At 45.6% G+C, this 15,767-nt stretch carries 15 protein-coding genes; 2 read left to right on the top strand and 13 right to left on the bottom strand.

The window, feature by feature from the left end; translation table 11 throughout:
- Nucleotides 1-72 precede the first annotated feature (72 nt).
- The 8 genes from KNP93_RS12720 to KNP93_RS12690 form a co-directional block, all read right to left on the bottom strand.
- Nucleotides 73-1,383 carry an ABC transporter substrate-binding protein gene (locus tag KNP93_RS12720; RefSeq protein WP_131503376.1) on the bottom strand — a complete coding sequence of 437 codons (1,311 nt, stop codon included), beginning with the start codon at nucleotides 1,381-1,383 and terminating at the stop codon, nucleotides 73-75.
- A 28-nt stretch (nucleotides 1,384-1,411) separates the two neighbouring features.
- Nucleotides 1,412-1,894, bottom strand: a complete 483-nt coding sequence (locus tag KNP93_RS12715; protein ID WP_131503375.1) for a hypothetical protein — start codon at nucleotides 1,892-1,894, stop codon at nucleotides 1,412-1,414.
- Between the two features lie 235 nt (nucleotides 1,895-2,129).
- Nucleotides 2,130-3,290, bottom strand: coding sequence for an ROK family transcriptional regulator (locus KNP93_RS12710; RefSeq protein ID WP_188005106.1), 1,161 nt, complete (start codon nucleotides 3,288-3,290; stop codon nucleotides 2,130-2,132).
- A gap of 132 nt (nucleotides 3,291-3,422) precedes the next feature.
- Nucleotides 3,423-4,127 carry a hypothetical protein gene (locus KNP93_RS12705; RefSeq protein ID WP_131503373.1) on the bottom strand — a complete coding sequence of 235 codons (705 nt, stop codon included), beginning with the start codon at nucleotides 4,125-4,127 and terminating at the stop codon, nucleotides 3,423-3,425.
- 121 nt (nucleotides 4,128-4,248) lie between these two features.
- Complete coding sequence (locus KNP93_RS15805) at nucleotides 4,249-4,377, bottom strand: hypothetical protein (RefSeq protein ID WP_255508417.1); 129 nt, start codon at nucleotides 4,375-4,377, stop codon at nucleotides 4,249-4,251.
- A gap of 88 nt (nucleotides 4,378-4,465) precedes the next feature.
- Entirely contained in the window at nucleotides 4,466-5,317 is an 852-nt protein-coding gene (locus tag KNP93_RS12700; protein ID WP_214855593.1) for an MBL fold metallo-hydrolase, read from the bottom strand.
- A 74-nt stretch (nucleotides 5,318-5,391) separates the two neighbouring features.
- On the bottom strand, nucleotides 5,392-8,061 hold the full coding sequence (locus tag KNP93_RS12695; protein WP_188005104.1) for an MMPL family transporter: 2,670 nt from the start codon (nucleotides 8,059-8,061) through the stop codon (nucleotides 5,392-5,394).
- 35 nt (nucleotides 8,062-8,096) lie between these two features.
- A complete protein-coding gene (locus KNP93_RS12690; protein ID WP_026829386.1) occupies nucleotides 8,097-8,540 on the bottom strand; it encodes a MarR family winged helix-turn-helix transcriptional regulator in 444 nt (147 codons plus the stop codon).
- A 147-nt stretch (nucleotides 8,541-8,687) separates the two neighbouring features.
- On the opposite strand from KNP93_RS12690, the gene KNP93_RS12685 reads away from it, so the two are divergent.
- Complete coding sequence (locus tag KNP93_RS12685; protein WP_012369273.1) at nucleotides 8,688-8,879, top strand: hypothetical protein; 192 nt, start codon at nucleotides 8,688-8,690, stop codon at nucleotides 8,877-8,879.
- A gap of 65 nt (nucleotides 8,880-8,944) precedes the next feature.
- On the opposite strand, the gene KNP93_RS12680 is transcribed toward KNP93_RS12685, so the two are convergent.
- The 3 genes from KNP93_RS12680 to KNP93_RS12670 all read right to left on the bottom strand — a co-directional run bounded on the left by KNP93_RS12680 (nucleotide 8,945) and on the right by KNP93_RS12670 (nucleotide 10,680).
- Nucleotides 8,945-9,394 (bottom strand): universal stress protein, encoded by a 450-nt coding sequence (locus KNP93_RS12680; protein ID WP_114597045.1) that lies wholly within the window; start codon nucleotides 9,392-9,394, stop codon nucleotides 8,945-8,947.
- A 29-nt stretch (nucleotides 9,395-9,423) separates the two neighbouring features.
- A complete protein-coding gene (locus KNP93_RS12675; RefSeq protein ID WP_188005103.1) occupies nucleotides 9,424-9,873 on the bottom strand; it encodes a general stress protein in 450 nt (149 codons plus the stop codon).
- Nucleotides 9,874-9,951: 78 nt separating this feature from the next.
- Nucleotides 9,952-10,680: a hypothetical protein gene (locus KNP93_RS12670; RefSeq protein WP_214855591.1), complete on the bottom strand. Its 729-nt coding sequence runs from the start codon at nucleotides 10,678-10,680 to the stop codon at nucleotides 9,952-9,954.
- Nucleotides 10,681-10,795: 115 nt separating this feature from the next.
- Here KNP93_RS12670 and KNP93_RS12665 point away from each other — a divergent pair, with 115 nt between their 5' ends.
- Entirely contained in the window at nucleotides 10,796-11,428 is a 633-nt protein-coding gene (locus KNP93_RS12665; protein WP_214855589.1) for a FusB/FusC family EF-G-binding protein, read from the top strand.
- 44 nt (nucleotides 11,429-11,472) lie between these two features.
- On the opposite strand, the gene KNP93_RS12660 is transcribed toward KNP93_RS12665, so the two are convergent.
- Together KNP93_RS12660 and KNP93_RS12655 are read right to left on the bottom strand one after the other, a co-directional pair.
- Nucleotides 11,473-12,993 carry a GGDEF domain-containing protein gene (locus KNP93_RS12660; protein ID WP_214855587.1) on the bottom strand — a complete coding sequence of 507 codons (1,521 nt, stop codon included), beginning with the start codon at nucleotides 12,991-12,993 and terminating at the stop codon, nucleotides 11,473-11,475.
- 191 nt (nucleotides 12,994-13,184) lie between these two features.
- The gene (locus KNP93_RS12655) at nucleotides 13,185-15,722 is read right to left on the bottom strand and encodes an ATP-binding protein (protein WP_131503365.1); all 2,538 of its coding nucleotides are present in this window, start codon (nucleotides 15,720-15,722) and stop codon (nucleotides 13,185-13,187) included.
- Nucleotides 15,723-15,767 lie beyond the last annotated feature (45 nt).

Below are 15,767 nucleotides of genomic sequence, written 5' to 3'. Positions count from 1 at the left end.
CGATTTCCCCACTTTCTTGATCTTAAAAATCAGGAAGTGGCACGCAGGGCGCACCACTTCACTGTATCGTTCTTATTTTTTCGATTGATCGGCTGCATCCTGAACACGTTGGAGTGCTTCTTTCGGATTTTGACCCGTCGCGATGTTTTGAAGTTCCTTACCGAGGATATCGTTAAGTTTTGTATCACGGATACCACGGCTTGCTACAGCTTTAGAAAGTGTTTCGTTCAGCATTTTGTACGACTCTTTTTCCCCTTCGGATGTGAAGGCTGCATCTGAATCAATTTTGACCTCTTTGATTCCCGGTGCCATTTCGAACTCGCCCATGTAGACTTCCTGTCCTTCACCTTGGCTCATGAAGGCAACGAACTCAGCTGCACCTTCTTGTTGTTTTGATTCTTTGTTGACGGCAAGCGCCATGTCGATTGATGCGATGATTGGTTGTTCTGTTCCACCTGCAAGGTTTGGAAGTGGTGTGAAGCCAAGCTCATCTTTGATTTTCCATTTGTCTTTTTTCTCAGCTGTCGTCATCGAGTGCGCTTCCCATGAACCGATGACCCACATCGCTGCTTTTTTATCGAAGAACTGGTTCATCCCGTCATTGTATGTTGCAAGTCCGAGTGCACCTTCTTGGAAGACTTTCTTTTCAAACAGATCTTGCCAGATTTGCGCTGTCTTGACCATCTCGTCGTCTGTCCATTTCGCTTCGCCAGATAAGACTTTTTGGATGTAACCCGGTGCTACCTGGTGGCTTAAGACGTTGTAGACATCGATATCGATCCAGGCATCTTTTGCTCCGAGCATCAACGGAATGACTTTATCACCGGACGCTTTGATCTTTTTGACAGCATCGACTGTTTCTTTGTAGTTTTTCGGTGGCGTCACGCCGTATTTATCAAGCATCGTTTTGTTGTACATCAAGTAGGCTTGACCCGTAAAGCCGATTGGAACTGCATATTGTTTGCCGTCAATCGTCGTTTGATCAATTCCGAGCTCAACGAATTTATCTTTCCATCCTTTGCCGGCTGCTTTATCCATGTAAGAATCGACCGGTACGACACGGTCTTTGTATTGTTGAATCATTGGTTCTTTTAAGCCGATGATGTCTGGCCCCTTACCAGATAACATCGCGACTTGAAGTTGCTTTTCGTAATCTTCACTGTACCGTTTGAATTCGACGACGTATTTGTCTTGTGATTTATTGAAGGCATCGACGACTTCCTTACCAGCTTCAGGCTGAGGTGCCCAACCCCACCAGGAAATGATCGTTTTTCCGTCTTTGGTTGTGGCTTGTTTTTCATCTTCGCCGCCACAAGCTGCGAGAAGTGCCGATAATGTCAGAACTGATGCAGCTGCGAGAACTTTTGTTTTTTTGAATTTCATGTGAGTGATCCCCTTTGTATGTGAGTGGTCAAGCGTACTTTCTAAGCTGTTGCCCTTCAAACTTTGCGTGTTGACACCATTGTTCGATGACTTCCATGCCAATCGGCATCCGTTGGAGTTGAATCAAGACCCGTGCAATCAGTCGCAGACGATAGTCGAGCGTGTCCACTTCCGGTGTCACGAACAGATAAAATTCTCCACCGAGCGTCAAACAACCGGCTGTGCGCATGTGTTGCATCAACACCCGTAATTCGATGTATCCGTTCTCATTTTTTCGAAGATGAAGTTCTGAAGACCGAATCGTCAGTACCCCTTGTACGGACGACATTCGAAATTGAAAGACTCCATCTTGTCGTGGCCGAACGAGAACGCCGTCCTGATCTGCAGACCGCTTATCTCCCGGCTGTTGTTCCGTCATATCTCCTGTCAAACGGTTCACGTAAAAGCCACGGATTGCTCCGTAACGCCCGAAAGCTTCACGGTAGGAAACCCATAAATCCTCTGTTTCCATCTGCGCGACGCCCCCTTCTTTCTGTTTCAGCTTAACCGGTCCCTGCCGGTCTGCATCCACCTCCACTAGTTGATGAAAACTTAGTAAATTAAATTTATTATCTAACTTTAAGAAAACTATAGCACATGCTGATTTGTTTTGTAAACGGTTTCAAAAAATATTTTTTCAACGTTTATTTCCATCAAAAAAAGCCTGTTGAATCCGGTAAGCAACACCGTCATCCAACAAGCTGATTTTAAATCGTTCGGAAAATACTATTGGTCGCCAAAGCAGCCGCGCTGAGCGCCCCTTGTTTTTCACTCCAAGGAACCATCTTGACGTCGGTTTCACGTGAAGCGGTCGTCAAAGCCGTGTGCTCGACCCGTTCTTTAATTTGATTGACGATTGATGGTGCCAGTTCGAACATCGGGCCCCCGAGTAAAATACGTTTCGGATTGATCAGATGAATCGTATTCAGCACACCGATTCCGATGTATTCGCCGGCCCGGTGGTACGCGGCTTTCGCATACGGATCCCCGTCCGTCAGACGTTTTCTCAGTTCCGTCAGTGTTTTGACTTGCGGGTCAATGGCTTCAAAATCACGCAACAGCGCTTTTTCCCCAGCCAACGCTTCGAGACACCCCCGATTCCCGCAGGAACAAATCGGACCGTCCAAATCAAGCCGCATATGCCCGACCTCACCTGTAATGTGATTTTCGCCGTCAATCAGTTTCCCGTCCAGGACATACGCGCCCCCGATCCCTTCTCCGGCATACAGATAGAAAAATTGATCGACTCCGACACCTTCTCCGAATAACAATTCGAAGGAAGCGAGAGCCCGGACATCGTTTTCGATGAAGACCGGGTACGCAAAATGCTGCTCCAAATGTTCCTTTAAGGCGACATCGTGGAGATGAAAACGAGGAGCAAACAGAATCACTCCGGTCTCCGGATTGACCATCCCATGAACGGATATGCCGATGCCGTGAATCGTTCCGACCTGCTCCGTTGCCTCAATCAGTTCCTCACACAACAGAACGACGGCCTCCATTAATTCTTCGTTTGTATCAAATTTCCCCATCGTTTCCACTTCGTGAATCGTATTTCCGCTTAAATCCGCGATGACTCCGATGAAACGGTGACTTGTCGCATCAATCCCGATGACATATTGTTCTTTCGCCACGAGTTCAAGCAAAATTGGCTTTCGTCCTCCGTTTGAGACACCGAGTTCACGCTCTGTCACGAGTTGATCCGAAATCAATTCTCCGACGATATTCGAAACGGTCGGTTTCGTCAGTTTTGTTTGTTGTGCCAGTTCGACCCGTGAAATCGGTTGATGCATCCGAATCAAACGTAATACCAGTGCCCGATTGTAGGAACGCATCCACTTAGAATTTCGTGGCATCTCTTTCACCATGTTCGTCCCGCATCCCTTCCATTTTTGTCTCTATTCCTATTCTCGCATATTTTGTAAGGGATTTCATGATTAGCTAAAGATTCGTCCTTTTAACTTTTCTCAGAAAAAATCCACGGTATCCTCACGGGAAAATTAAGCTTCATCGTATGGCTGCTCAATGACAAGGATACGGCTTCCATCCGGATTTTCTGTCAGTTCCATTTCGATAATGGCTTTACCGACCAGTAAGACAATCGGCAGATTCGAATCCGTTTTCCGGAAAAATCCGACCCGTCCCTGATACGTATCCATATAGTCTGCAAATAAAAAGGTTCCATTGATATGAACCTCATCCTGATTCGAGTTGAATTCAAGATGAGGAACCTCAAACCGGGCTTCCCCATTCAAATACAACAACGGTTTTTTCCCTATCACTTCGCTTGATTCCCGCCGCATCTCAATCGCTCCTTCCGTCTCATAGTACAATCGATCGGTTCCTCTCGTCGCAATGACAATCGGATTTCCTTGATATAAGACGATTTCTAAAATTTCATCTGCTTGTTCCACGTAGTAACCTGTTGTATCCGCTGTCGCAAAACCTATCGTATAGAGTTGCATCCAGGCGACGATATCCGGTACTTCGACCGGTTTTAAAAAGAGCGCGGATACGAGATGCGCCCCTTCAGAAGTCATCACAAGATTGACATAAATATCTGCCAACTGTATCGTCCGTACTTGGGTCGAAGGATACAATTCATCATAGTTTGATACCAATACCGCTTCGTAATAGTCATCCATCTCTCGCAGTTCAAGTGGTGGCATTCGACGATCAAAGTCGGCAATCTGGATGCGTTTCATAGTTGAAGTGCCTCCTTTTAAGTGAGTTTTCTTTGTGCCCTCAGTTAAGGATTACCCAATATCTGGTTCGCTTGCACTCCCCTAAAACGAAAAAAATCACCCGGAGCTACAGGGTGATCAGTCATTTCACAAAAAATTGATACAGCAGATATAAGGCAAAGCCAATCACTACAAGGATCGTGAAAATGTTAGCTGTTCCAAAAAATACACGATTGGCCGTTTCATTCCGATCTTCAGGCTTACGATCCATTACGAGAACTCCTTTGCTAAAATCCGATTTTTTCCATCTTATACTTATAGGAATTCTCGAATGAACGGTTAAGGACCTGCTGTTTTAATTATTTTTTTACACCATTCGCAAAAAATACGAGTGTTTCTTCTTCGTCTGTCGTCAAGTCCCGTCCGACCAGATCACGATACAGCCGGCGCATCTCCGATACATGTCCTTCTGCTTGTTTTGTCACTTCGATGATTTGGCGTAAGACGTGTACCTCTTGCTCAAACGCGTCTTTTGCCATCGCTTCGCCGTGAGACCAGACATAATAATCCGCCTCGTATTCAGCAATCGTATCTAACAACCGCGTTGTTTGATTGACCGTATAATTCCACTTGTCGGAGAAAATATCCGCGTACATGGCATCTCCTAAAAATAAAACCCGTTCTTCCGGAATATAGACAAGAGCACTCCCTGGTGAGTGGTCATTCTCGACTTGCCGTAACAGACACGTCACGCCCCCGAGGTCGATTCCAAGTTCTCCCGTGAAACGAATCGTCGGCAAGATGACTTCGATCTCCCGATCCTTCCCGAACTCCAGTTTGATGGCATCCGCACAAAACGGAATTTCAATGCCTTGACGGATCCGTTCTTCCAGTGCCTCATCCGTCCATTCGTAGTCCAGCATTTTCTGCATTTCTTCCACTGTCCGGTTCGTCGCGATCGTTGGTACCGCCATCTGTTTTATGCCGAAAATATGATCCCAGTGCCAATGCGTCAATGCGACGAGATCCGGTCGTCCTAGCCCCTGTTTCTCCATCTCGTCCAAAAAGAGTATCGCGTGCTGACTTGAGTTTCCGGCATCAATTACAATACTCCGGTCGTCTCCCGTAATGACGGCAACGATCGGCCGATCCGTTTCACTGACCGGCGTTTGATACCAGATCCGGTCCGTTAATTGTTTAAACTGTTGCATTTTCATCGCCTCCTGTTTGTAGTATAACGAAAAAGTCCATCCGGATGATTTCCGAATGGACCAGTCGAATCGACTTACTTCTTATTTTGCTTTTGACGGAACGGCCACCAGACACCCGGTCCGAACGATACCGTGATCGCTGGAATCAGGAGCGGTAAGACAATCAATCCGTACAGGAGCAGACCCGTGATAACGATTGTTGCAATCTGAACCAGACTCAGGACACCCGACGGCATCATCGCACCAAACGTTCCGGCAAGGATGATGGCAGCCGTGATGATGACAGATCCCATTTTCTTCATCGAAACATACATCGCTTCATTCGTCTCGAGTCCATTGATCGTTTCTTCCCGGAACCGGTCGAGCAGGAAGATCGAGTAATCGATACCAAGAGCGACGAGCATAACAAATCCGAAGAACGGAACGGCCCAGCTGATGCCGTCATAACCAAGACCGTTGACGAAGATCAGTTCAGCAATCGATACCGACGTATAGTACGTCAACAGGAGCGAACCGATCATAAACAGCGGCATGATCAATGAACGGAACATGATCGCAAGGACGATGAACAAACTGATGATCATGATGACGACCGTCCGTGAGAAATCGGCTTTTGACGTATCATTTAAATCACTGTTGATGCTTGAGATACCGCCGTAAGCAACTTGTGCCTGTTCAAGCGGTGTATCTTTCAGTGTGCTCGCTGTCGTTTTCTTGATGGCAGCGACCGTTTCGATCGCTTCCGGTGAATACGGATCATCATTCAGGATGACTTCGAATTTCAGACCGGTTTGATCATCAATCGTATAACGGTCAATGACAGGTTCGAAGTCTTTACTCACTAAGGTATCTTTTGGAATGAACATCCCGGTACCGCGAATCGTTTTGGCGTTCCCCATCTCTTTCAGGAAATCGGCAGCTTCCGTTAATCCGTCTTCGATTTTACCAAGCCCTGCATTGGCAGATCCGACACCATCCGCCAGTTGGGTTAATCCGGTACCGAGTTGACCGGCTTGTGCACCTTGTGTTTCAATCCCGGTTGCCGCTTGTGCGATCCCCGTTTGAATTTGGGTCAATTGACCGGATAACGCTGTCAATGTCCCGACAGTTTGCGGAATGTTTTCCGCAGATTGTAACCCTTGACCAACAAGCGTTAACTGTTGATTGATTTGACCGAGACCGTCTGCGGCCTGCTGCAGCTGTGCTGCTCCTGCCGACGCTTGATCTCCGGCCGGAAGCTGACCACTGATAGTCTGTAAGTTGCCTTCTACAGTCTGAAGACCCTGACCAACTTCACCGAGTCCATCTTTTGCATCCGTCAGACCAGATGCAACTTGTTTCAGTTGTTGATCGACATATAAATCGTCAATGACATCACCCGTCGGACGTGAGATGGACCGGACAGCTTTGACGCCATCCAGTTTGACCAGTTCGCGGCTCAACTGTTCTGCATAAGGAACCGTTTTTTCAGTCACGATGTTTTGGTCGTCCTTCAGGATAATATTGACCGGCAACGACTCACCCGCACCAAAGCCGTCTGAAATGGCATTTAATCCTTTGACCGTTTCATATTTTGCACCAATCTCATCGACGGTGTTGAACGATAGATCGTCATCATACGTGAACAGGGTCGGGATCGTCACCACAGCGACGATTGCCATCGCAAGCAATGGACGACGAATCGATAATCCACCGTACCGGGCCCACAAACGACTGTCTTGATGACTCGCCGCATTTTTTGACGGCCAGAACAATTTCTCTTTTAACGTCGCCATGAAAAACGGAACCAGTGTAAAGAGAACCAGTAACAAGACTGCGATTCCGACCGCAACGGCGACCGACGATTTAAAGATCGGGAAATCAGCGAACCCGATTGCCGAGAAGCCGACGAGGACGGCAAGACCACTGATGAGAAGAGTCCGTCCCGCTGTTTTATAGGTGTTGACGATGGCTGTCTCGACATCATGTCCGGCAGTCAACTCTTCTTTGTACCGGCTCAGAAGCAGGATACAGTAATCCGTCCCGATCCCAAAGAGAATCGCCACAAGGAAAATCTGCGTGAAGTTCGAGACGGGGAATCCGAACCAATCAACGAAAAAGGCGACAAATGATTGACTCATTAAATACGTGACACCCACCGCAAATAATGGAACGAATGGTGTGACAATCGAACGGAAAACAATTAACAACAGTCCAAAAATCAGACCGACTGTGATTAATTCCGTTCGTTTTAACCCTTCTTGTGAGCTTTTGTTCACATCGGCATTGATGAGTGATTCACCCGTCAGATAGATCGTCCGGTCATCCGGTAAGAGATCACTTCGGATATCTTCAGCGAGTGCCGTGATTTCTTCCTGTGAACCATCAACGGTAATCGGAACGAGGACTGTTTTTTTGTCTTTTGAAATCAGTTGTCCTTCCGTTTCCTTACTCTCAAACGGATTCAGGACTCCAGTCACCGGTTTATCCAGTTTCTCTAAATCTTTAACGATTTGACCGATTTCCATCCGGTCTTCTTTCGTGACGGCTTCCTTTAGCGGAATGACCAGCGAAATCGTTTCTTCACTTGCACCGGCTGCTTTTAAAATATCCGCTGCCCGTTGTGAATCCGTATCACTCGCGAGCTGAATGGCACCCGCATCTTCTGCTTGTTTCGATAAGTTTGGTGCCGCTAAAAATAATCCGACTGTCGCAAGCAACAAGACGATTACGATCGGCCAACGCCATTTGACGATTTGTCGCATTCCCGTTCCACCTCTTCTGTGTCTGTTTTTCTGAATTAATCTTCAATCTTTAAAATAGCTTTGACTTTCCGGAACGTCTCGATGAACTGTTTGATCTCATCATCGTCGACCTTGCCATCAATCAATTGTTCCAAATAACTGTAAATCGCTTGGTCCGACGCTTCGACGACTTCTTTCCCGGCTTCCGTCAAAATAATCCGTTTTGTCCGGTGATCATCTTCCGAACGTTCGACTTCGACCAGGCCGTGTTCATTTAACTTTTTCAGACGATTGGAAATCGCACTTTTATGAACTCCTTGAATGACGGCAATCCGCCCGGAAGCTATCGGTCCATATTTATCGACCAGCTTCAGCAAATGGAGTTGTTCTGGTGAATAGAGACGCCAAACCGGTGAATCAACTGATTTCAGGACACGTTCTGTCCCGTGAATCATCACCTCTTCAAATAATTGAACGGCTTCCCGCAAATTTTCTTTCATGATTAGTTTACCCCCTAAACTCATATCAGTAGTTTAGCCCCTAAACCAGATGGCGTCAACTCCAAACTGTCACAATTATCCTGACATGTAAATCCAATTTTCGTTATGATGGGAGAGAGGATTTATCTTACTGAAGGAGGGCTAAACATGACCGTCTTATTTTGGATTGCTTTAGTAATCTGTGTACTTGGACTTATTTTTACAGTAATGGTCGGACAGAGTCGAAACGAAGAAACGTACAGCAACAGCCAGACAGCCAAAAACATGTCCTGGATGTATCTAGTCTTGTTGCCGGTTATTTTGATCATCTTAGGCATTTTTTATTATTTATTAACTTAAAAACATCACTGAACATCAAACAGGCTGCTTCGATTCTTCATCGAAACAGCCTGTTTGTGTGGTATTCACTTGAGTGTTTTCGGGCGAACGATATAGATATCACACTTCGCATAACGGGTAATGTTTTCAGAGACACTCCCGATCATGATTCGTTCCATTGCATTCATTCCGACAGCGCCACAGACAATCAGCCCTGCCCCGACACGCGGTGCAATGACTTTCGGGATTAATGTTTTCGGTGATCCGCTTTCGATGACCAGTTCAACTTCCGCTACGCCTTCCTCGACCGCCCGTTTTTGATATTTATCAAGGAGTTCCTGGGCGTACTCCGTGACATTTTGATCGATGAAGCGCTGGTTCGCACGGACATTCGCAAAGGTTTGAATATCGATGACATGTGTGATGACGAGTTTTGCTTGATCGAGTTTCGCGAACTGAACGGCTTTTTCAAAAGCTAAGTCTGCTGTTTTGGAGCCGTCGACTGCTACTAAAATCGTGTGATAATGGCTATCCATCGTCGTTCACCCTTTCCACTCTGGCACGGTTACAACATCCGGTCGTTTTCGTTCTCAAGTGCCCGGTTTTCATGGTCAAGCTTCCGCTCAGCCTCAATGCCTTCCGGTTCACTCTCTAAAATACTTTGGGGTTCTGGTTTAGGACGTCTTGCCCCTTCTTCATCCGCCAACAGAACATAAGACCCGTGTTTGACGCTTGTCACATGTCGTTCCATGTCGCCTTCCGGCAGCCCTAACGATTGGAAGGCTTCACGGGTTTCTTCTTCCGTTACCGGCTTTCCAGTAAATCGTTCGAATAACGTCCGTTTCCCTGAAACAAGCTGTGCTGCCGATTGGCCGCGTAACATCGCCATATCGGTTTTATCTTGCAGGACGATGTATAAGTCTTCTTCCAGATATCCGGCAAAGTGTAAGTCTTCAATCTGACGAATCAAATCCGTCTCATTATCATATGTTCCGATCAACTGCTTTTTCCCCATTGGTCATTTCCCCCTTTTATACTTCTATAAGGGATATACCCCAAAAAACCAAAAGCAATGACACCAACTGCCGCTTTCTTAAGAAACCGGTCTTTTTTCTTGCGCAAACAACCGGTCCCGTTTCCGAAAGACAAGAACTACCGCCACCAGGACTGCTATGACGCTCATGACTGTCACGCCTTGTTGAAAGTCCGTTAAACGTCCATTAAAGAACAGACCGACATAATACCAAATCATGACAAGACCAAATACCCAGTCAGTATGCACGAAAATAAAAAATACGATGCCGCAGGCAAATAAAATTAACATGACGGTCACCCACTCGGATGTCGTCAGCCCAAACAAATCTTCAAACCGGAAATCACGCAGAATACGAAATGGTAAAATTAATATCTGGATACTCGACCAGGCAAGAAAAACGGAAAAAGGAGAACGCATCCACGGGGAACGGTTCGGATGATGTTGTACTTTCATATAGATGATACATAAACTGATAAACGAAATCGTTGTCAATACAAGTTCCCATGGAGGACCGACGATACTACTCGCTCCGTATCCGAGCATCGTCAATATAAACCAGCCGCTGATATCAAAAATTAATGTCCGGTCAGCCGGGTACGCTTGGACAGGCCGGATACACCAAATCAGCAAAGTCGTATAGACAACACCAAACACCGCATCCGTAAACGATGCCGGCACGATGGCAAGAGGCTCTCCCGTCGGCGGTTCATACCAGACGACACGTGCTAAAAGGACAAATAAAAAGCTGATTAAATTTAACAGGCGAAGTCCGGTCAATGATTGCATTCCTGTACACCTCCTCAGGTATTTATTTCCCGGGTGTTACATGAAGAAAACAAAAAAATACCGTTTCACCGAAACCGATTTCGTGAATAAAGAATTACAAAGGGAGCGATATCTTATGGAACCTTTCATTCAACCATTTCAGTACAATTTCATCCGTGGTCAGGTCGATGCGATGATTCAGCAATTGGGTACCGTCCATGATCCCGACGTCCGGGACGCCGTCATTTACAGTGCCTCTAAAAAAATCTTTGATTTGCTTCCGGTTTTGACTGCCGAACAGGAGGCGTTATTGATGGTAGTTCGAACCGTTCAAACCGAGACGGATTCCGCCCGGTACCTCGAGGATATCCAACCGTTCGTCCAATCTTTCCCGTCGATTACCGAACAGCAACTGCAGCAACTGTTTCGAAAAACGAAAAAGTTACGGCATCCGCCCCTTCACTCAATCGATTTTCTTAAGACGACCTATTTAAGTTGGAACGACACCGGGAATAAAAAGAAATTTTTTGTCTATCTTTTAAAAGGAGAATGGATTGGAATCGAAGGCACGTATCTTCCGACGATTCAAAAAGGCATCTGTACAATCTGCAATCAATATAGTGATGTCACCCTTGTCTCCGCCCGGACGAATCAATCAGCTGATCAATACCGGGCAATCGGAAATTATATTTGTATCGACAGTGACCATTGCAATGAGCAGGTGACTAATCCGACCGCTTTGGAGAAATTACTGAGTAAGATGAAATGAGTCAAAAAAAGTCCCCGACAGTTGTCAGGGACTCTTTGCTTTATTCAGACTTCCACATGAAATTGATTTTTCCCGCGCCGCTTCGCTTCATACATCGCGACATCCGCCTGTTCGATCAAAGCTGTCCGGGAGGTCGCATGCGTCGGATAAACAGCGCCGCCAATACTTGCCGTCATGAAGACAGGCGTGTCTTTCAGAATGAACGGCCGTTCGAATAACTGAACCAGCTGTCGGCCACATGCTTCGATGTCCGATTCGTCTTTGACATCAAATAACAGTAAAACAAACTCATCCCCGCCTTGTCGGGAGATGACCGTATTATGCGGCAATTTTTTTTCAAGACGGTTGGCGATATCAATGATCAACTGATCTCCAATTTGATGGCCGTATGTATCGTTCACTTGCTTAAAATGATCAATATCGATGAAAAACAGACCGACAAATCGTTGATGAATTTCCGCCCGGCGAAGTTCCTCTTTGAACAAGCGGGCAAACAAATACCGGTTCGGTAAATTCGTCAGTGCGTCATGATAGGCCATATGCTCCATCTCTTCCAATGCCTGTTCGAGTGCTGCCGTCCGCTCCTCGACTTTCGCCTCAAGATTTTCCCGCAACCGTTGATTGTCCATCACGATCCGAACCTGCCTTGAAATCAATAAAGGAATGGCAATCATTAAACCAATCGTCAAACCATTCCAACTGACGGCTTGACGTGCCATTGTCACAAACAAAATCAACAGGAAGACATACGGTGTCACGAGACGAATCCCGTCTAGAATCCGCCGGTTGACGTTAAATCCGATCGGCTGTTCACCAACGTCGAATATCAGTCCCGCCCCGCCAATTAATAAGACGGTCGCAATCCAAATCGGATCCAGCCACATCAAAGAAATCGGAAAATTGGTTCGATCCAAAATGACGTATAATAAATCCGCAATTAATTGCAGATGAAAACCAATCAATATCATCAGAAGCGGGATACTGTTTTCACGTTTCATGACACCAAAGAACAGGATTAACATCCCACCCAGTAACAGCAGATCTCCTAATGGATAACGGAGTAACAACAGTGTTTCCATGCTGAACAGTTCCGCCTGTTCCAAATACGGCGTGACGAGATAATGCCAGGAAATCGCTCCTGTCACAATCAAAATGATGAGTTCATCAAATAGGAAAAATCGTAAATTCACTTCTGAACGGCGACTGATTAAAAAATAACAAAAAGCCAGCAAATAAAATCCGATTTGCAGACTGAATATTAAATCAATTCCATCAAATATTCCGGAACGTTCCAAGTGCTGTTGGGACACGATCAATTCTAACGTTTCGCCAATCGCCAGCGACATATTTCCGAATAAGAGCAGTAAAAATAGACGTTGCGTAAATGGACGATTCGGATGACGCCGCGCCGCTAATACCAACATGATCGTCGAAAGGACAGCGCCTAGAATCATGAACAGGCTGTTCCCTGTTCTCGAAAGGTCCGATGATGTACCGACGATTCCTAACCATAACAAATGAGACATCACCCATCCGCCGATGATGGTATAGATTAGTTTATGCATCGTCCACGCCCTTTCTTTTGTCCTAGTTCGTTTGTCCTATATGTTTATCGGCAAATCTTTCTGTTTTTTAACTATCTTTTCATTATATTTAAATATTCACTGAACGTCTTGTGTTTTTTCTCAGCGATTGAAAAATTATTGTAAAACAAAAACAGGTACCGGTTGCCGAAGCAATCCGATACCTGTTTGGATTAGACATTTTCCAATGCGTGCAACGGCAGGGCGACCGTAAAGGTGCTTCCCTTTCCGACAGTTGATTCGACATGAATCACACCGTCATGTTCTTTGACGATTTCCTTACAAATCGAAAGACCAAGTCCCGTACCCCCGATTCGTCGTGTATCTGAATTATCCACACGATAAAATTTATCAAACAGATGGGCAAAGGCATATTGTGGAATCCCGATACCGTGATCGGTAATCTGAATCGTCGCATTTTCTTGATCCGCGCTGACTGTAATGTCAACCTGTCCACCGTCCGGTGAATACTTGATGGCGTTGTTGACTAAATTGTTCAGCAACTGCTTAATCCGTGTTTCGTCTCCAATAATCGCTGGTCGTTCTACACTCAACACGTGAAGTTGAATATCGTGAAGTCCGTTTGACGCCTTATAGACACCAATTACTTGATCGACGATCGAATACAAATCAAGGTGAGCCATTTGGTAACGTTGTCCACCGGATTGCATCCGTTGAACATCGAGGAAATCGGTCACCAAATTCGACAGCCGTTCCGTTTCATTATGAATCGTCGACAAATATTTCTGTTGTTTTATCGCATCAATCTCCCGATTGAGCATCAATTCCGTGAATCCGTAAATCGAAGACAAGGGAGTCCGCAATTCGTGAGACACCGTCGAAACGAGTTCTGTCTTCAGACGATCCGCTTCTGTTTCCCGGGTAATATCACGGATGACGAGGATGACCCCTTTCCAGCCACCTTCAATATCGATTCGTTCTGCATATACTTCAAGATGTGCCGAATTACCACGGACATCAAATTGAACTTTATCCGGAGAAACTTCTCCAGAACGTATCAAGTCTAAGTAATCGTTAAATCGTTCGACATCATCGACGATATTACGCATCACTTCAATCACATAACTGGCCGACGATAAAGTCCGGTCCGTCGTAAATTCGGTTTGCAATTCTGGTATCAGTTCGAACAACGGACGATTGACATATAATTCATCATTTCCGTCTTCCAGATAGATAATCGCTTCCCGGATTGAGTCGAGGACCTGCTCGGTTTTTTGTTTTTCCTGTTTCATCTCGTCATACGAACGCGTCCGTAATAAGGATAAAGTCATCTGCTGAGAAAAATCACGCATGTCCGCTAGATGCTGAGACTGATACGGTGATTGGTATCGAACCATATAGACAGCAGCCATCAATTGGTTTGTTGATGGATCGTAAATCGGCAAGGCGACTTCATGTGTACTAAAGCTGTACGGTGTATCGTCCGTTCGTGAGACCCGCTTTTCCGACTGAACGACTTTCGTCCCTAACCGCATCCGGTTCAATAAGGAATTCTCATCATCCAGTAAGGATTGAATCTGTTGTATCTTCATGCCGTTCGTCGTCGCACCGATGTAAACGCCATTGTCATACAATAATAAAGCGCCATACTCGGAAGACGTAATATCCAACATTTTTTGAACAATCGCCGGGTACGATTCGACCGTTTCCCGGACAGCGAGTGCTTCCGTTAATTCGCTGCGCATCTTCAGCTTCTCTTCGTTTTGTTTCGTCGCCTGATATGCCTCTTCGAGTTCTTCTTGTTGCGATTGTAATTCTTCTTGTTGGGCCAGTAATTCTTCACTCTGTGCCTGTAACTCTTCGTTTTTATTCTGCATCTCTTCTTTGTGTAGATTGGTCGTCACAGCCATCTGATTAAAGGATGAGCGCAACATGCCAATCTCATCTGTCCGCCGCTCCATGACATCCATCTCAATCGGCTCGTTTCGTGACAGCTTTCGATTGTCCTCAATCAGGCGTAATAACTGTTTCGTCATTCGTTTCAGGAACGGATGAACAAACAGTAATATAAAGATAATCAGGACAAAGATACTCGAGATCCAAATCCATTGGGTTTTAGTGACTTCACTCCGCAAATTCATGACAGCATCGTCCTGTTGTTGTTGCAAGTTATCACGGTATTCCTCTAATGCCGAAGATGCTTTTTCAATGTCAGGCGTAACATCAAGCGAGCCGTCAGCTGTTGGCTTTAATTGACCTTGCTCGACTAATCGTTTAGCAATTGGCAAAGAAAATAAGCTGTCCCCTTGTAAAAAGTCTTCATTGATTTGATTCGCCTTTTTTTCATTCACATACGACTGGGTTAATGGAAACAAAGCTCCATAATACAAATCATATAGATTCGTCATTTGGGCGGCAAATTCTTCTTCTTCATCCGTTTTGGCTTTACGCATAAACCAGTCCGTTTCGCTTTTGATTTCCGTACGTAACTCTTGAATTTCATCAAAGCGTTCCTGGTTACCAAAGATAACGAAGCCGCGCAGCCCAAACTGGACGGTTTGCCAGTTATCCCATAATGTATCCGCACGTTGGTTTTGTTCGCTGATGACTTCGAGATCAGAGCGAGAGGATTCAATTCGTTCTTCCATATAATCATAGACAAAAAAGGAAGTAATCGAAACCAAAAATAGGACTACATAAAACACTGCCAGTAGTTGACGTCCGATTCGTCTCCGAATCCAATTAATCATGAAATATCCTCCTCATCATTCGCTTTGAATGATGCTTTTTAAAAA

It is taken from the genome of Exiguobacterium sp. s166, from assembly GCF_018618855.1.
Classification (GTDB): Bacteria; Bacillota; Bacilli; order Exiguobacteriales; family Exiguobacteriaceae; genus Exiguobacterium_A.
The sequence above is the reverse complement of the archived record's forward strand: the minus strand, read 5'-3'. Positions and strand labels throughout refer to the sequence as shown.